General features: G+C 72.6%; 12 protein-coding genes and 1 pseudogene. 4 read left to right on the top strand and 9 right to left on the bottom strand.

The window, feature by feature from the left end; all coding sequences use genetic code 11:
* Positions 1–76 precede the first annotated feature (76 nt).
* The 6 genes from HB370_RS24920 to HB370_RS24895 form a co-directional block, all read right to left on the bottom strand.
* Entirely contained in the window at positions 77–1129 is a 1053-nt protein-coding gene (locus HB370_RS24920; RefSeq protein WP_030789593.1) for a BMP family ABC transporter substrate-binding protein, read from the bottom strand.
* A gap of 322 nt (positions 1130–1451) precedes the next feature.
* A complete protein-coding gene (locus HB370_RS24915) occupies positions 1452–2687 on the bottom strand; it encodes an amidohydrolase (RefSeq protein ID WP_030789590.1) in 1236 nt (411 codons plus the stop codon).
* Between the two features lie 286 nt (positions 2688–2973).
* Positions 2974–4077: a hypothetical protein gene (locus HB370_RS24910; protein WP_244406047.1), complete on the bottom strand. Its 1104-nt coding sequence runs from the start codon at positions 4075–4077 to the stop codon at positions 2974–2976.
* A gap of 440 nt (positions 4078–4517) precedes the next feature.
* Positions 4518–5456 carry an N-acetylneuraminate synthase family protein gene (locus HB370_RS24905; RefSeq protein ID WP_030789585.1) on the bottom strand — a complete coding sequence of 313 codons (939 nt, stop codon included), beginning with the start codon at positions 5454–5456 and terminating at the stop codon, positions 4518–4520.
* A 12-nt stretch (positions 5457–5468) separates the two neighbouring features.
* A complete protein-coding gene (locus tag HB370_RS24900; protein ID WP_030789582.1) occupies positions 5469–6698 on the bottom strand; it encodes an N-acylneuraminate cytidylyltransferase in 1230 nt (409 codons plus the stop codon).
* 23 nt (positions 6699–6721) lie between these two features.
* Positions 6722–8032, bottom strand: coding sequence for a DUF6716 putative glycosyltransferase (locus HB370_RS24895; RefSeq protein ID WP_030789578.1), 1311 nt, complete (start codon positions 8030–8032; stop codon positions 6722–6724).
* 198 nt (positions 8033–8230) lie between these two features.
* On the opposite strand from HB370_RS24895, the gene HB370_RS24890 reads away from it, so the two are divergent.
* From HB370_RS24890 to HB370_RS42030, 3 genes and pseudogenes are all read left to right on the top strand, one after another.
* Positions 8231–9211, top strand: a complete 981-nt coding sequence (locus tag HB370_RS24890; protein WP_030789576.1) for a glycosyltransferase family 2 protein — start codon at positions 8231–8233, stop codon at positions 9209–9211.
* On the top strand, positions 9211–10563 hold the full coding sequence (locus HB370_RS24885) for a polysialyltransferase family glycosyltransferase (RefSeq protein WP_030789572.1): 1353 nt from the start codon (positions 9211–9213) through the stop codon (positions 10561–10563). Before HB370_RS24890 ends, HB370_RS24885 begins: the two co-directional genes overlap by 1 nt.
* 188 nt (positions 10564–10751) lie before the next feature.
* A pseudogene (locus HB370_RS42030) lies at positions 10752–11879 on the top strand (acyltransferase); the annotation flags it as partial.
* Between the two features lie 25 nt (positions 11880–11904).
* Here HB370_RS42030 and HB370_RS24880 read toward each other — a convergent pair.
* The 3 genes from HB370_RS24880 to HB370_RS24870 form a co-directional block, all read right to left on the bottom strand.
* Positions 11905–13254 carry a polysialyltransferase family glycosyltransferase gene (locus HB370_RS24880; protein WP_030789569.1) on the bottom strand — a complete coding sequence of 450 codons (1350 nt, stop codon included), beginning with the start codon at positions 13252–13254 and terminating at the stop codon, positions 11905–11907.
* Positions 13251–14237, bottom strand: a complete 987-nt coding sequence (locus HB370_RS24875) for a glycosyltransferase family 2 protein (protein ID WP_030789566.1) — start codon at positions 14235–14237, stop codon at positions 13251–13253. The genes HB370_RS24880 and HB370_RS24875 overlap by 4 nt, the downstream gene beginning before the upstream one ends.
* 124 nt (positions 14238–14361) lie before the next feature.
* Positions 14362–15012, bottom strand: coding sequence for a TetR/AcrR family transcriptional regulator C-terminal domain-containing protein (locus tag HB370_RS24870; RefSeq protein WP_037702721.1), 651 nt, complete (start codon positions 15010–15012; stop codon positions 14362–14364).
* Between the two features lie 71 nt (positions 15013–15083).
* Here HB370_RS24870 and HB370_RS24865 point away from each other — a divergent pair, with 71 nt between their 5' ends.
* Entirely contained in the window at positions 15084–16460 is a 1377-nt protein-coding gene (locus HB370_RS24865) for an FAD-dependent monooxygenase (protein WP_037702719.1), read from the top strand.

The raw sequence follows: 16460 nt of genomic DNA, 5'->3' as shown, positions 1-16460 counted from the left end.
GTTGACACATTGTTATGGCTCGGCGGGGGGCTGGGGAGGCCCCCCGCCGAGCCGGGGTCCGAGCGGACCCGTCAGGTCACGGGGTGGTCTTGACCTTGATGGAGCCGTCGACGATCTTCTTCTTCGCCTCGTCCAGCTTGGCCTGGATGTCGTCGATGAAGCCGCCGCTCGGGGACAGCTTCACGCCGTCCTGGGCGAGCGCGTAGGTGTGGGTGCCGCTCAGCGGCTTGCCGTCGTGGATCGACTTGACGAAGTCGTACACGCCGAGGTCGACGTTCTTGACCATCGAGGTCAGGATCGAGTTCTTGTACTTGGCCAGACCCGGGACGTTGTACTGGTCCGAGTCCACGCCGATCGCCCAGGCGCCCTTCTTGCCCGCGACGGCCTCGATGGCGCCGTTGCCGGAGGAGCCGGCCGCCGTGTAGACGACGTCGGCGCCGTTGTCCAGCATGCCCTGCGCGGCCTCCTTGCCCTTGTCGGGGCTGGCGAAGCCGGAGGTGTCCGAGCCGTGCGACAGGTACTGGGTGTCGACCTTGATCTTCGGGTCGGTGTCCTTGACGCCCTGGATGTAGCCCGCCTCGAACTTCTTGATCAGCGGGACGTCGACACCACCGATGAAGCCGACGTGCTTCGACTTGCTCTTCAGCGCGGCGGCGACACCGGCCAGGTAGGAGCCCTGCTCCTCGGTGAAGGTGATGCTGTTGACGTTCTTGCCGTCCACCACCGAGTCGACGATGCCGAAGCTGGTCTTCGGGTACTTCGCGGCGACCTTGGTCATGGAGGCGGCGTAGGCGTAGCCGATGCCGACGATCGGGTTGTAGCCGGCCTCCGCGAGGTCCGACAGGCGCTGCTCGCGGTCGGCCTCGGTGTCCGAGGTCTTGGCGGTCAGCTCCTTGATCTCGCCGCCGAACTCGGCCTTCGCCTTGTCGGCGCCGCGCGCGGCGGAGTCGTTGAAGGAGCGGTCGCCACGGCCGCCGACGTCGAAGGCGAGGCCGACCTTGACCCCCTTGCCGCCACCGGAGGACGAGGAGGTCTCCTTCTCGGAGGAGGTGCTGCCACAGGCAGTGGCAGTCACGGCGAGAGCTGCGGACGCGATACACGCAGCAGAAAGCTTGGCTACCCGGCGCACGGGAAGGCTCCTTCACCTGACCTGAGCGCCATGTCGGCGCTTGATGGGAGCACCATGTCAGTGCTCCGGCCGAGTCGCCCCTTCGGCGTCGGCTTCGCGGCATCGTAACGCGCGTAGATGTCGCAAAAAACCCTCTCGCGAAGCCGTTATCGATTCGAGGCAAACACCGTCTGAACTCGGGCTCCGGGTCGTATACGAGCCGGGTCGCCGTGCGTGTGCGAATGGCTTGCGTCCGTGTTGCGCCGGAGGGAGGAACGGCTCCGGGGGGCCGCCCGGCCACCCCGGCACCGACCGTCCGGCCTGTCCGTCGGGGGGCCTCCCGTCACCTCTCCGCCGTGGCCGCGTCCAGGAAGGCGGCGGCGGTGAACATCTCCACGCCCACCTTGATGGCGTGCTCGTCGGCGTCGAAGTCGCCCTGGTGGAGGTCGCGGACCCGGTGCTCGCCGGGGCGCCGCACGCCGAGCCGGGCCAGCGCGCCCGGCACGTGCTCCAGGTACCAGGAGAAGTCCTCGCCGCCGAGGCTCTGCTGGGTGGTCTCCACCGACTTGGTGCCGCGCCGGGCGACCATGGCCCGGTGCAGCAGCTCGGTGGACTGCCGGTCGTTGACGACCGGCGGCACCCCGCGCACGTAGGTGATCTCGGACTTGGCCCGGTGCAGGGTGGCGACCTCGTCGATGGCCGCGTGCACGATGTCGGGGGCCTGCCGCCAGGTCTCCAGGTCCAGACAGCGCACGGTCCCGGACAGCTCCGCGTGCTGCGGGACCACGTTCGGCGCGTGCCCGGACTCGATCCGGCCCCAGGTGAGGGCGAGGCCGACGCGGGTGTCGACCCGGCGGGCGATCAGCGCGGGCACGTCGACGGCGACCCGGGCGGCGGCGGTGACGAGGTCGGTGGTCAGGTGCGGGCGGGCGGTGTGGCCGCCGGGGCCGTCGAGCGCGACCTCCAGGCAGTCGCAGGCGCTGGTGATCGCCCCGTGCCGCAGCCCGATCTTCCCGGCCTCCACCCTCGGGTCGCAGTGCACGGCGAGGATCCGGCCGACGTCGGTCAGCACACCGTCGGCGATGGAGGACAGGGCACCGCCGGGCAGCACCTCCTCGGCGGGCTGGAAGACCAGCCGTACCGGGCGCGGCAGCAGGCCCTTGGCGTGCAGGTCGGCGAGGACCAGCCCGGCGCCGAGGACCACGGTGGTGTGCACGTCGTGACCGCAGGCGTGCGCCCGGTCCGGCACGGTCGAGCGGTACGCGCAGCCGTCCTTGGTGTCCGGGATGGGCAGCGCGTCGATGTCGGCGCGCAGCGCGAGCAGCGGCTCCTCCGGCCGCTCCCCGTCCGCGAGCCCGATGTCACAGACGAGTCCGGTCCCGGACGCGAGCACCCGGGGCCTGAGCCCGGCCCGCTCCAGCCGTTCCTTGATGGCGGCGGTCGTACGGAACTCCTGGTTGCCCAGCTCGGGGTGCATGTGCAAGTCGCGCCGGAAGGCGACGAGTTCGGCGTGCAGGGACTCGCTCAGCACGCCGGGGAGCACATCCCCCGAAAGGCCGGACTCGGACTCTTGGGACATCAATTGCTTCACCCTCTGAAGGGTAGGACGCCCACTGATCAACTACCCCCGGAATGACGAAAGTTCAGTCCGTTAGGGGACGTAAATCTGACCGGCGGACGCATGGCGTCGGACTGTGATGGGTAAAACCCTTGTTTTCCTCCTCCACGCATACCACGCCTCGACGGGATCACGCGCGCCGTGTCCACGAACCGGATCACGACGGGCCGGGTCCCGGCAGGTCCTGCCCGGGCCAGGGCCGCCGGAGGTGCTCGACCCTGTGCGGCCCGCCGTCCGGGGGCTCCGGCTAGGCGGGGCTCACCGCCGCCAGCCGGTGCACGTCCCGGGCCGTTCCGGTGACCCCTGACAGGAAGCCCTGGGCGCGTGGGGAGGCGGTGTCCGTGAGCCAGGCGGGGTCGATGTCGCACACCGCCACGCGCACCCCCGTGCCGGCCAGGGCCAGCGGGAGGGTGTGGACGACCGTGGAGGGGAAGCTGAGGATCGTCCGGCCGACGGGTCCGCGCCGGGCGATCAGCTCCAGCGGGAGTTCCGGGCGCACTATCTCCAGGCCGGTCTCGGCGGCCAGCCGGCGCAGCTTGTCGGGGTGCTCGCGGCGGTGGGCGAAGTAGCGGGTGGCGCCGTGCGCCTTGGCCAGGGTGCGGACGGCCTCCAGATAGCGCTCGCCGTCCACCACCCCGGTCTCCACCAGCGAGGTCCCGACCATGTCGGCGCCGGCGGTGACGGCGGGCGGGCCGAAGCGGGCGCGGGTCCAGGCGAAGTCGTTGGCGGTGACCGTGACGCCGTCCGGGATCTCGGACACCGGCATGGAGGAGAACACCTCGACGCGCCGCCGGGCGCTCGGGGTGAGGCGGCGCCGGGCGGAGGAGGAGACCGGCGCGAAGAGCAGGTCGCGGGCGCCGGGCCGGCCGCCCTTGCGGTGCCAGCGGACCAGGCGTTCGCCGCGGGCCAGCTGGGCGACGAACTCCATCGTCGCGGTGCCGTCGTCGACCACGACCAGGTCCTTGGCCCGGGTGATCGTCAGCAGCAGTTGTACGTAGCGGGAGAACGGGTCCCCCATGACGATGCGGCCGGCCCGGCGCAGTACGCCCGCCAGCCCGCCGATGGTGTGGAAGGGCGCGGTCGTGCCGCCCCGCGCCTCCTCCCAGCGCACCCGGTACCCCTCCTCCCGGGCCAGGTCGGCCATGCGGCGCAGCTGGCCCCGGGTCATGGGGTCGGTCGGCGCCAGCACGACGACGGTGAGGTCCGCGCCGGCCGCCGGCGCCCGGTCCCCCGCCGTCCGCCGGCCCAGCGCCGGCCGGCCCGCGGCCCGCCGGGACTGCGCGGGCACCGCGCCGAGCGCGGCGGATGCGGGCAGGGCCGGTACGGGGGCGGGGGCGGCCTGCCCCGGCATCAGGGCCGTGGCCGGATCGACACCGCCCGGCCAGGCGGCCGTGTCCGGATCGGTGCCGACGGGACGGCCCGCCGTGTCCGGGTCGGTGCCGGTGGGACGGTCCGCCGTGTCCGGATCCGTGCCGACGGGACGGCCCGCCGCGTCCGGACCCGCCGCCGCGTCCACACCGCCCGCTCCGGCCGCCGTGGCCGGGTCGGTGCCGCTCGCCCCGGCCGCTATCGGCCGTCCCGCGCCGCCGGTGCCCGGTGGCGCGGCGTGGTCCGCTCCCTCCTCTGCTCGCGTGCCGACCGGTGTCCGGGCGGCGTGCAGGTGGGCCCACTCCAGTACGTTCAGCAGCTGCACCGGGCTCTCCACGAAGGCGAGCGTGCGGGCGGGGTGGCCGGCCTGACCGGCGCGGGGGCTCATCGGCGTACGACCGTCCCGTCGTCAGTGACCTGGATTCACACCGTGACCGGCTCGCCGGCCGCCGCGGCGATCTCGGCGTCCGCGACGACACCGGGGACCCGGCGCAGCTTCTTCATCGGGCCCAGCTCGGAGTCGTAGACCTTCTTGACTCCGTCACCGAGGGAGGCCTCGATGGTGCGGATGTCGCGGACCAGGCGCTGAAGGCCCTGCGGCTCCACGGAGGCGGCCTGGTCGGAGCCCCACATGGCGCGGTCCAGGGTGATGTGGCGCTCGACGAAGGTCGCCCCGAGCGCGACCGCGGCGAGGGTGGTCTGCAGGCCGGTCTCGTGGCCGGAGTAGCCGATCGGGACGTTCGGGTACTCCTTCTCCAGCGTGTTGATCACGCGGAGGTTCAGCTCCTCGGCCTTGGCCGGGTAGGTGGAGGTGGCGTGGCAGAGCAGGATGTTGTCGCTGCCGAGGACCTCCACCGCGTGGCGGATCTGCTTGGGGGTGGACATGCCGGTGGAGAGGATGACCGTGCGGCCGGTGGCGCGCAGGGCGCGCAGCAGCTCGTCGTCGGTCAGGGAGGCGGACGCCACCTTGTGGGCGGGCAGGTCGAACTTCTCCAGGAAGGCGACGGCCTCGGTGTCCCACGGGGAGGCGAACCAGTCGATCCCCTTCTCCTTGCAGTACGCGTCGATCTGCCGGTACTCGTCCTCGCCGAACTCCACCCGGTGGCGGTAGTCGATGTAGGTCATCCGGCCCCAGGGGGTGTCGCGCTCGATGTCCCACTGGTCGCGGGGGGTGCAGATCTCGGGGGTGCGCTTCTGGAACTTCACGGCGTCGCAGCCGGCCTCGGCGGCCACGTCGATCAGCTTGAAGGCGTTCTCCAGCTCACCGTTGTGGTTGATGCCGATCTCGCCGCAGATGTAGACGGGCTTGCCGGGGCCGACCTCGCGCGTACCGAAGGTGCGCAGACGGGAGTGGGTGCTCATCAGGGGGTGTCCTTACTTGGGGAGGGAATCGAGAGAGGGGCCGAGGATCCAGCTGGCGATCTCCCGGATCGCGCCGTCACCGCCGGGGACGGTGGTGACCGCGCGTGCGGCGCCGCGTACGACGTCGTGAGCGCTCGCGACCGCCACGGGCCAGCCCACGAGGGCGAAGCAGGGCAGGTCGTTGACGTCGTTGCCGACGTAGAGCACGCGCTCCGGCGCGATGCCCTGCTCCTCGCACCACTGCTTCAGCGCGAGGTCCTTGCGGTCGATGCCGTGCAGCACGGGGATCTTCAGCTTGCGTGCGCGGGCGGCGACGACCGGGTTCTGTTCCGTGGACAGGATCAGCAGCTTCAGGCCGCTCCTGCGGAGGGCCGCGACGCCGAGGCCGTCGCCGCGGTGCACGGCGACGAACTCCCGTCCCTCGGAGTCGATCAGCACCCGGTCGTCGGTCTGGGTGCCGTCGAAGTCGAGTACGACCGCGTCCACGTCGGCGGCGGTCGGCAGTGCGCCGGGGCGGCCCGCGTCGAACAGCGGCGCGAGGGCCCGGGCCCGGGCGAGGTCGTGCGGGTCGTCGATCTCCAGCACCCGCGCGGGGTCGGTGCGGACCAGTTCGGTGCGGCCGAAGAAGCGGTGGCCGTGCGTGCGGAAGCCGGCCGCGTCCATGGCGTAGGCGGCGCCGGTCTCCAGGAAGTCCTGGGGGCGGTCCTGGCGGCGCGGCCGGTAGGACTTGTCGTGGTTGACGCCCGTCCCGCCCTCGGCCTCGGTGTCGCCCTCGCGCCAGACGAAGCCGTGGAAGGGGGCGACGGTCACGGCGGTGTCGGCGCCGTGCTCGACGACCGCGGCGGCCACCCCGTCGATGTCCTCCCTCAGCAGGAAGGGGCTGGTGCACTGCACGAGCAGGACCGCGTCGACGGCCGCGCCGTGCAGTGCCTCGTGGGTGTCCATGGCGTGCCGGACCGCGGCCTCCGAGGTGGCGGTGTCCCCGGCGATCGCGACGGGCCGCAGCACCACCTCGGCGCCGGCCTCCCGGGCGGCGGCGGCGATGGCCTGGTCGTCGGTGGACACGACGACGTCGGTGACCAGCCGGGCGGCCCGGCACTCGCGGACCGCGCGGGCCACCAGCGGGACACCGCCGACGGGGGCGAGGTTCTTCGCGGGTACGCCCTTGGAGCCGCCGCGCGCGGGGATGACGGCGAGCACCCGGCGGACCGAGGCGCCCGGGTCCGCTTCCGAGTGGGACATGGGCTCTACTCCTTGCGATGAGGTCACAGCTCGCCCATCCGCCGGATCACGGGGGCGACCCGCTGGACGCCGTGCCGGTAGGCGCCGCGGGCGGCGCGGCGCACGATCTGCCGGACGGGGCCGGGCGACCTGTCGGCGGCGGGCGCGCCGGGCAGCGGGACGCCGTCGGGGCCGAGGTGGTGGCGGGCGAGGATGCCGGGCAGATAGCCGGGCGCGGTCTCGGGGGTGTAGTAGGGGGCGAGGGGCGGCAGTCCGCCGGGCCGGACGAGGAGCTTCGCGATGCGTTCGCGGGCCGCGTCGAAGGCGGTGGCGTAGGAGCCGTCGGCGGCGACGCCCTGCCGGGCCACCCACTCCTCGTCGGGCACCGGCCGGTGCCCGGCGTCCAGCTGGTCCCAGGAGGCGAGGCAGCCGGAGCCGGTGAAGTGGTGGTTGCCGAGCACCTCGCGCACCCCGAGGTCGGTGAGGACGGCGGTGGGGATACGGCGGTGCAGCGCTTCCAGGGCGGCGGTGGAGCTGACCGTGACCAGCAGGTCGGTGCGGTCGAGCACCTCGCCCATGTGGCCGTAGACCAGGCGGAAGTTGGCGGGCAGGTCCTTGCCCTGGGCCAGCTTCTGGTACGGCAGTTCCTCGATGTGGGTGGTGTGTTCGCCGGGCTTGGAGCGCAGCTTGAGCAGCACGTCCCGCTCGGGGTGGCGGCGGGCGTGGTCTATGAGGCGGTCCAGCAGGTAGGTGCGGTCGCGGCGGTTGTCCGGTACGGAGGGCTGCGCGGCGAACACCACGGTGTACGGGTCGTGTTCGCCGGTGTACGGGGCCCCGCCGAGGAAGGGCAGCGCGACCTCGGTGACCGCGGAGGCGTCGGCGCCCACGCCCTCGTACACGGCCCGGAACCGGTCGGCGTCGTGGCGGGAGTTGGCGAGGACGAGGTCCGCGCCGTGCCGCAGCAGCAGTCCGTCGGCGAGCTTTTCGTAGACGACGCCGACGTAGCCGGTGACGACCACGGGCCGCTTCCCGGAGCCCCAGGCGGCGCGCAGCCCGTGCAGCATCGCCTGGACGCCGCCGCCGACCAGGGCGAGGACGAGGACGTCGGGCGCCGCCTCGCCCATCTCGCGCAGGAATTCGACGCCGGTGACCTCGCGCAGGGAGTCCGCGCGGACGCCGACCTCCTCCAGCTGGCGGGCGGTCGGGGTGGCGCGTCCGCGCAGGAGGTAGCCGTCGAGCCGGACCTCGGCAGCCGGGGGAGTGAGCCGGCGCGCGGTGAGCGCGCCCCACTTCCACCGGGTGTCGGAGTCCGCGAGGACGGCGACCCGCAGGGACTTCGTAGCACTTACTGGCACGTCGAAGACGCTAGGAAGCGTGGGAGAGGAACCGCCCAACCGGAATACAACAAACGGTTAACAGCACATCGCCGTAAGGCGAACCGGCGCGCGTTCGGGTGAAAAAACAGCGTGGTTCACCGCATTGCCACGCGTAGTTCACCGGAAATCAAGCAGTCGGCCAGAATGCGGGCCGGGCTTCCCTCTACCGTCGTCCACGTGGTGAAGCTCTCGGTCATCGTGCCCTTCTACAACGTCCAGCACTACGCGCCAGACACGCTGAAGAGCCTGCGTGCGAACACACGTGAGGATTTCGAATTCATTCTCGTCGACGACTGTTCGCGCGACGAGACACCGGAGATCCTCGCCCGCGCGGAGCGCGAACTGCCCGGCGCGGTCCTGGTCAGACACGAGCAGAACGGAGGGCTGGCCACCGCGCGCAACACCGGTATCGACCGGGCCCGCGGGGAGTACCTGACATTCCTCGACGGCGACGACTGGCTCGCCCCCGGCTACTACCCCCAACTGGTCGCGGCCATGGACGAGTTGGGTTGCGACTTCATCCGCACCGACCACGTCCAGTGCACCGGCCGGGCCCGCGCCATCCACCGGGTGCCGCAAGGCCGCCGCGGTGTGGTGCTCGACCCGCGGGAGGCGATCCTGCCCGCCGACCGCTCCACCTCCGTCGACTACGCCTACGCCTGGGCGGGCATCTACCACCGCCGGCTGGTCGACCGGGGCCTGCTGCACTTCACCCACGGGCTGCGCACGGCCGAGGACCGGCCGTGGATCTGGAAACTGCACCGCGAGGCGGAATCCTTCGCCGCGCTCGGCCTGCTCGGCGTGTACTACCGGCGCGGCGTCGCCTCGTCGCTCACCCAGATCGGTGACGTCCGGCAATTGGATTTCATTCGCGCGTTCGACCAGGTGATCGAGGAAACGGCGCGCGATCCCGAGGCCGATAAGCTGATGCCGAAGGCCGTGCGCACCTATTGCGCGATCATGGCCCATCACCTCGGATCGATCGAGAGGTTCGAACCCGCCGTGGCCCGACAATTGCGTTCGCTGAGCGCAGCCGCGCTGAAGAGACTCCCGCAGGACGTGCTGGCGCAGGTCATGGACTCGATGGACGCCCAGCGCGCGGGCCGGCTGCGGCGGCTGCGGCGCCGGCCCACGGCCGCCCGGACGGTGACCGTCTGATGCCCCGTACCACCCACATCTTCTGCGCGTCGACGCTGTACGGCGCGGCCACCCTGGCCGCCGCCCTCGACGCCGGTCTGTTCGGGCCGGCCGACCGCCGGCTGCTGCTGGTCACCAACAACGCGGCCAATCCCGAGACCACGCCGTCCGTGGACCGGATGCCGGGCTTCACCCGCATCGCCGAGCGCTTCGACGGGGTGCTCTCCTGGAACGAGACCATCTCTCCCCTGCACCCCAGCGGCTGGGGTCCGCGCGCCAACGACATCCCCATGTGGGAGCGGTACGTACGGCTGCTGTGGGGGCTCGGCGACGACCAGGTCCGGCTCGCCGTGGAGTCGGTGCAGGTCAACCCGGCGCTCGCGTTGTGCCAGTTGTTCACCGGCGCCCCCGTCGACGTCTACGCCGACGGCCTCATAAGCTATGGCCCCACGCGCGACAAGATCGACCCGTTGGTCGGTACGCGCATCGAGCGCCTGCTCCACCTCGACCTGGTCCCCGGGCTGACCCCGCTGCTGCTGACCGAGTTCGGGGTGCGCCCGGAGCTGGTGCCCGCCGAGGCCTTCCTGAAGGTGCTGGGCGAACTCGCCGAGGACGACACCGAGTTGCCGGACACCGGGGAGCCGCGGCCCGCCCTGCTCCTCGGCCAGTACCTCTCCGCGCTGGACATCCTCAGCGCCGCCGAGGAGGAGGAGCTGCACCTGAGGATGGTGCGCGGCGCGGTCGCGCTCGGCCACCGCGGGCTGGTCTTCAAGCCGCACCCGGTGGCGCCCGCCCGCTGGTCCCGGATGCTCCAGCAGGAGGCGGAGCGGCTCGGCGCCGAACTGACCGTGCTGGACGTGCCGGTGCTCGCCGAGGTGGCCTTCCAGCGGCTGCGTCCCGCGCTGGTCGTCGGCTGCTTCTCCACCGCGCTGTTCACGGCGGCCACGTTCTACGGCCTGCCCGTCGCCCGGGTGGGCACGGACACCGTCCTGGCCCGGCTCGCGCCGTACCAGAACAGCAACCGGGTCCCGGTCACCATCGCCGACGCGCTGCTGCCCGACCTCGGCGACGCCGCCGCCGTGTCCGGCTGGCACGCGCCCTCGCGGGAACGGGTGGACGAACTGGCCGCGCTGCTCGGGGCGGTGGGCTTCGCCATGCAGCCCAAGATCTACCCGGGGCTGCGGGGTGCCGCCGAGAGCTACCTCGCCCGGCACCTGGACGCGGACACCTGGCGTTACTTCAAGCGCCGCCGGCTGACCGCGCTGGCCCTGCCGGGTGCGGTGCCCGCGCAGCTGGCGTTCATCCCGCGCAACGCGACCGTGCGCAGGCTCGCCCGCCGGGCCCGCGCGCTCACCCCGCGCCCCAGACGCTGAGCCGAGCCCCCCCCCCGCCCCACCGGGGGCGGGGGTTTCCGTTCCCTCGTCACCTCCAACGCGTTACGTCATCCCGGCGACAGGTGTGCGGCCGGCGGGAGGCACCGCGCGTACCCGGGTAGACGTCCGGCGCCCACGTACCCGCGCGGTACGAGGCCCCGTCCGTCCCCCACGCGGAGGGTCCCGCGATGCACGCGTCCGACCTCGCCCTGCCCGCCGGCCCGAAGGACCCCGCTCCCGCCGCCGGGCCGCAGCGGCCCGCCTCCCGGCTGCGGGCGCTCGACGGTCTGCGGCTGCTCGCCGCCCTGATGGTCTGCCTCTACCACTTCGCCGGGCGCGGCGGTCCGGTGGCCGGCGCCTGGCAGGAGTCCCCCGGCCGGCTCTTCCCCGTGCTCTCCCGGGCCGCCGTCTACGGCTGTCTGGGCGTGCAGTTCTTCTTCGTCATCAGCGGCTTCGTGATCTGCATGAGCAGCTGGGGACGGACCCCCGGCCAGTTCTTCCGCTCCCGGGTCGCCCGGCTGTACCCGGCGTACTGGGCCGCGCTGCTGCTGGTCACCGGCGCCTGTCTGCTGCTGCCGGCCGTCGTGCGCCCGCCGCGGCCGGACGAGTTCCTGGTCAACCTGACGATGCTGCAACAGCCCCTGGGCGCGCCCCGGGTGCTGGGCGTGTGCTGGACGCTGTGGGCCGAGGCGCGCTTCTACGTGCTGTTCGCCCTGTGCGTGGTCCGGCGCGGGGTCACCTACCGCAGGGTGGTGCTGTTCTGCGGCCTGTGGACCCTGGCCGGCGTGCTGGCCCGGGTCGCCCGTGATCCCCTGGTGGACGAGCTGGTGATGCCCGAGCACGCCCCCTTCTTCATCGGCGGTCTGGCGCTGTACCTCGTCCACCGCCACGGCGGCGACCCGCTGCTGTGGGGGATCGTCGCGGTCTCCTGGCTGCTCGGCCAGCGCTCCTGCGTGACGGGCCTGTGGCACCCCGGCGCCCAGGGCGGCGACTTCCACCGGGACCCGTACGTCATCCAGGCGGTCGTCACGCTCGCCTTCGCGGCCGTGGCCGTGGTGGCGCTGGGCCGGCCACGGTGGGCGGACCGGCGCTGGCTGACAGTGGCGGGGGCGCTGACGTACCCCTTCTATCTGATCCACGAACACCTGGGCTGGTTCGTCATCCGGGTGGTGCGCCAGGACCTGGGGTTGGGCCCGTGGCCGACGCTCGGTGTGACGGTGGCCGGGCTGCTGGGGCTGGCCTGGCTGCTGCACCGGTTCGTGGAACGCCCGGTGGGCCCGTGGCTGAAGCGGGCGCTTTCCGCGCCGTCGGCCAGGGCCCGTACCGGTGTCCCTCCCCGGCCTACCGGCGGCGTGCGCGGATCTGCTTCACGGCCTTGCGCACGGCGGGGTGGCGGCGCAGTGCCTCGGCCCGTACGGGGCTGCCGCCGGGCAGGCGCAGGCTGGTCAGGCGGCGCTTCTTGAAGTAGCGCTGGTGCCCGGCGAGGTGGGCGGCGAGCCAGGCGGCCGCCTCCTCGCGCAGCCCCGGGTGCTTGCGGGACTGCATGCAGTAGCCGACGGTGCGCACCAGCGGGCCCAGTTCCTCGCCCAGCGTGTCCAGCGGCAGCGGGGTCCCGATCGTGTCGCGTTCGGCGTCGGGCAGGGCGGCGTCGATGAGGGTGAGCGGGATGCGGTTGCTGTTCTCGTACGGCGTGATGCGTTCCAGGAGCAGCTCGGTGCCGACCCGGGCGACCGGGATGCCGTAGAAGGCGGCGGCCGTCATCAGCGCGGTGGAGAAGCAGCCGATGACCAGTTCCGGCTTCAGATGGGCGAAGACCGTCTCGGCGAGCACGGGTTCGTTCAGGACGGTCAGCCGGATCCCGAGGTCCCTCGCCGCTTCCTCCAGCGAGGTGTTGTACACGGCGGGTGCGCTGGGGTGGGGCTTGAAGAGCACGGCGCGGTGCCCGGCGCGGGCGGCGGCGCGCACCATGCGGACGTGGAGTTCCTCCTCCTCGTCCTGGGTGATCAGGTTGATGGCCGAGAGGTACTGGCCGAGCAGCACGGCGGTGGGGCGGCCCTCGGCGGGGAGACGGTCGGCGAGGATCGCGGCGCCCTCCTCCCCGATCCGGGCGAGCACGTCCACGATGGCCTCGTTCGGCACGGGTTCGGGCCGGACCCCGTACTCGGCCAGGAGCATCGGGCGCAGCCCGGGTATCAGGTCGAGGTGCAGCACCCGGGCGATGCGGCTGCTCATGCCGTGCGGGATGCGGTTGCGGGTGGGGCCGTAGCTCATCAGGCCGTCGGCGTACACATGGATCGGGCTGTCGGCGAAGATGTCGGCGACCGCGCGGGAGGGGTTGGCCTGGATGGACTCGCAGGCGATCTCGACCGGCTCGTCACCGAGGTTCCAGGCGAGGCGTACGGCCTTCTCCCACATCACCAGGTCCTGGCCGCGCGGTGACCAGCCCGCCGGGTGGTGCGGCGCTATGAACTCGTTCCAGGAGCGGACCTCGTCGAACTCCGGGCGTATCTGCTCGAATCCGGCCATCCGGTCCAGCGGGGTGCCGACCTCGGGCACGGCCGCGGTGTTGCTGACGACGAGGATCCGGCGGTGCTCGGAGCGGGGGCCGAAGAGTCCGGCGCGCAGGGCGGCGGTGACGGTGGCGGCCGCGTACTGGGTGGCCGAGAAGAAGATCTGGGTGGTGCCGCTCATGCCGCGACTCCCTTCATTCCGCCGCGTATGCGGCGCAGGACGTCGACCCGCTCCTCGCCCATGCCGAGGAGGGCCTCGTTCAGCTCCTCCTCCGTCATCCGGCCCAGCACCTCGCCGGCCCGCCGCCGCAGCTCGGCGGCGACGCTCCGCTCGAACCGGTCGCGCTGCAGGAGCTGGTGGGCGATGACGACGCAGTAGTTGCGCAGCGCCTTCTTGCGCAGCCGGTGCGCCTCCGGGTCGTCGGCGAGTTCGCCGAGGACCAGGTCGAAGGAGCGGAAGAAGTCCAGCTGGCGCACGTCACCGATCTGGGTCAGCGAACTCGCCACGCCCCTGCGGTAGAAGACGCCGCGCAGGCTGGCGACGGCGTAGGACTCGGCCCTGCGGTGCAGCTCCCAGATCCAGGGCCGGTCCTCGGCGGTGCGCAGCCCGTCGTGGAAGCGGAGCATCCCGCGGTCCAGGAGGCGGCGGTGGTAGACGCCGGCCCAGGCGTAGGGGTAGTCGACCATCGTGGTGTCGTCCACCGGGAGGATGGAGGTGCGGGGGTCGAGCGGGATGTGCCGGCGGCCCTCCGGGGCCCGGTGGACCATGCGGTTGACGCCGGTCACCTGGACGTGGTCGGTGCGCACGAAGTCGACGTCGAGCCGTTCGATCCACTCCACCAGGCCGGCCAGGTAGCCGGGGGCGAGCCAGTCGTCGCCGTCGAGGAAGGTGAGGTAGCGGCCTTCCGCGGCGTCGATGCCGGTGTTGCGCGCGGTGGCCAGCCCGCCGTTCCGCTCGTGCCGGATCACTCTGCTGTTCGGCAGCCGCTTCGTCAGTTCCAGCAGCGCCTCGTACGTGTGGTCCTTGGTCGAGCGGTCCTCGACGAACAGGAACTCGAAGTCACTGCGGGCGTTGTGGACGCAGCTGGCGACGGTCTCCGGGATATAGCCCTCGACATTGAAGCAGGGGATGATCACCGACAGTCGCGGGGAACGGTTGGTCACACGGACACCTGGGCTCTCTCAGGGGCGGGTCGGAGCGACCGTAGAAAGCGCTCGACGCCGGGGGGCGACTTCCGTCGGAACACCGGGTGAACGCGAGGTGGCGGCTGTCCGCGTGCAGCCGGGCTCAGCCGGCCCCGTACCGCGCCGCGATCCCCGCGATGAGCAGCTCCAGGCCCTCCTCGAACTGCTGGTCCCAGTCGTCGAAGAGCAGCTTCCCGGCCTCGGCGGCCAGCGGGTACCCGGCCAGGCGCCGGGCGCGTTCCGCGAGGTCATAGCCCTCGCGGCGCTCGTCCGGGTACGGCCGTACCCCCTGTTCCTCGGTGACGAAGCCGAGGGTGTACAGGTGCGTGGTGCGGCCCGCGTGCACGGCCTGGGCGAGGGTGAAGCCGGACTCCGTGAGCAGCCGCAGGTTGGCCTCCAGTTCGGGGCCGTGGTCCGCGCCGGTGAAGCGTGAGCCGCTGAAGACGCGGGCGCCGTCGCGGTAGCCGAGCAGCGCGCCGCGCAGTCCCCGGTTGATCTTCAGCAGCCGCTCCCGCCAGGTGTCGGCGGGGTCGAGCGCGGCCTCGGCGGTCATCCGCCGGTACATCTCGGTGGCCATCTCGTCCAGCAGCGCCTGTTTGTCCTTGAAGTGCCAGTACAGCGCGGGCGCCTTCACGTCCAGCTCGCGCGCGATGGCCCGCAGGGTCAGGCCCTCCAGGCCGACCTCGTTCAGCAGCCGCAGCGCCGTGTCGGCGACTCGTCCACGGTCCAGGGGTGCGCGTTTCTCCGGCTTCACACTTGACAGCTTAACGCCGTTAAGGACATGCTCACGGACGACACCACTTAACGCTGTTAAGGAGATGTGGGATGGATGTCCTGATCGTGGGGGCGGGTCCGACGGGTCTGACCCTCGGCGTCGACCTCGCCCGACGCGGGGTCGACGCGCTGATAGTGGAGCGGGCGGACGGGCTGTTCCCCGGCTCCCGCGGCAAGGCGGTCCAGCCCCGCACCCAGGAACTCTTCGACGACCTCGGCGTCCTGGCCGAGGCCCGCGCGGCCGGCGGCCCCTACCCGCCCCGGCTCATCTGGCAGGACGGCGAACCCCTCGGCGCGGAGCCCATGTTCGACCCGGTCCCGGGGGACGAGGGCACGCCCTACACCGAGCCGTTGATGATCCCGCAGTGGCGGACGCAGGAGATCCTGCACGCCCGGCTGACCGCACTGGGCGGCAAGGTCGCCTTCGGCCACGAGGTGACCGGTCTGCGGCAGGACGCGGACGGCGTGACCGTGCGGCTCGCGGACGGTACGGCGCTCAGCGCGGCGTACGTGGTCGCCGCCGACGGCGGACGCTCGACGATACGGCGCGCGCTCGGCGTGGGGATGGCCGGGGAGACGGTGGACCCGGCCTCGTTCCTGGTGGCGGACGTCCAGGTCAAGGGCCTGGACCGCGACCACTGGCACATGTTCCGGGCAGCCGGGGAGATCGGCCTCGCGCTGTGCCCGCTGGCCGGGACGGACGACTTCCAGTTGCAGGCGCGCCTGCCGGAGGGCACGGAGCCGGAGCCCACCCTGGACGGCGTCCGGTCGCTGGTGGACGCCTTCACCCACCTGGAGGCCGACAGCGTGACCGGGCTGCGGTGGATCTCCGGTTTCCGGTCGCGCACCGGGCTGGCGGACCGGTTCCGGGTGGGCCGGGTCCTCCTCGCCGGCGACGCGGCGCACGTGCACTCGCCGGCCGGCGGCCAGGGCCTGAACACCAGCGTCCAGGACGCCTACAACCTGGGGTGGAAGCTGGGCGCGGTGCTGCGCGGCGGGGCACCGCGGGAACTGCTGGACACCTACGAGGAGGAGCGCCGGGCCACCGCGGCCGGCGTGCTCGGCCTGTCCACGGCGGTGCACCGCGGTCAGGTGCGGCGCGGCGCGGCGACGGTGCAGCTGGGCCTGGGCTACCGGGAGTCGTCGCTCAGCGTGGAGGGCCGCACGGACCCGGCGGGGCCGCGGGCGGGCGACCGGGCCCCGGACGGACGGGTGGGCGGCGCCCGGCTCTTCGACGTGTTCCGCGGGCCGCACTGGACCCTGCTCGGCGCGTCGCTGCCGGGCGTCCGGTCCCTCCCGTCGGCCCCGGAGTCCTACGGCCCGGGCATCTTCCTGATCAGGCCGGACGGGTACGTGGGCTGGGCCGGCGAGACGACCCGGGGCCTGACGGAGTACGCCTCACGCGTGGGCGGCCTGACGGCGCCGTAG

This window comes from Streptomyces sp. DSM 40868 (assembly GCF_011820545.1).
GTDB lineage: Bacteria > Actinomycetota > Actinomycetes > Streptomycetales > Streptomycetaceae > Streptomyces > Streptomyces eurythermus.
The sequence above is the reverse complement of the archived record's forward strand: the minus strand, read 5'-3'. Positions and strand labels throughout refer to the sequence as shown.

Excerpts from the sequence above, each read along its gene's own strand:
- HB370_RS24910 (WP_244406047.1), bottom strand. The coding sequence starts at position 4,077 with ATGCCGGGGCAGGCCGCCCCCGCCCCCGTACCGGCCCTGCCCGCATCC.
- HB370_RS24885 (WP_030789572.1), top strand. The coding sequence starts at position 9,211 with ATGCCCCGTACCACCCACATCTTCTGCGCGTCGACGCTGTACGGCGCG.
- HB370_RS24900 (WP_030789582.1), bottom strand. The coding sequence starts at position 6,698 with ATGTCCCACTCGGAAGCGGACCCGGGCGCCTCGGTCCGCCGGGTGCTC.
- HB370_RS24865 (WP_037702719.1), top strand. The coding sequence starts at position 15,084 with ATGGATGTCCTGATCGTGGGGGCGGGTCCGACGGGTCTGACCCTCGGC.
- HB370_RS24905 (WP_030789585.1), bottom strand. The coding sequence starts at position 5,456 with ATGAGCACCCACTCCCGTCTGCGCACCTTCGGTACGCGCGAGGTCGGC.
- HB370_RS24915 (WP_030789590.1), bottom strand. The coding sequence starts at position 2,687 with ATGTCCCAAGAGTCCGAGTCCGGCCTTTCGGGGGATGTGCTCCCCGGC.
- HB370_RS24880 (WP_030789569.1), bottom strand. The coding sequence starts at position 13,254 with ATGAGCGGCACCACCCAGATCTTCTTCTCGGCCACCCAGTACGCGGCC.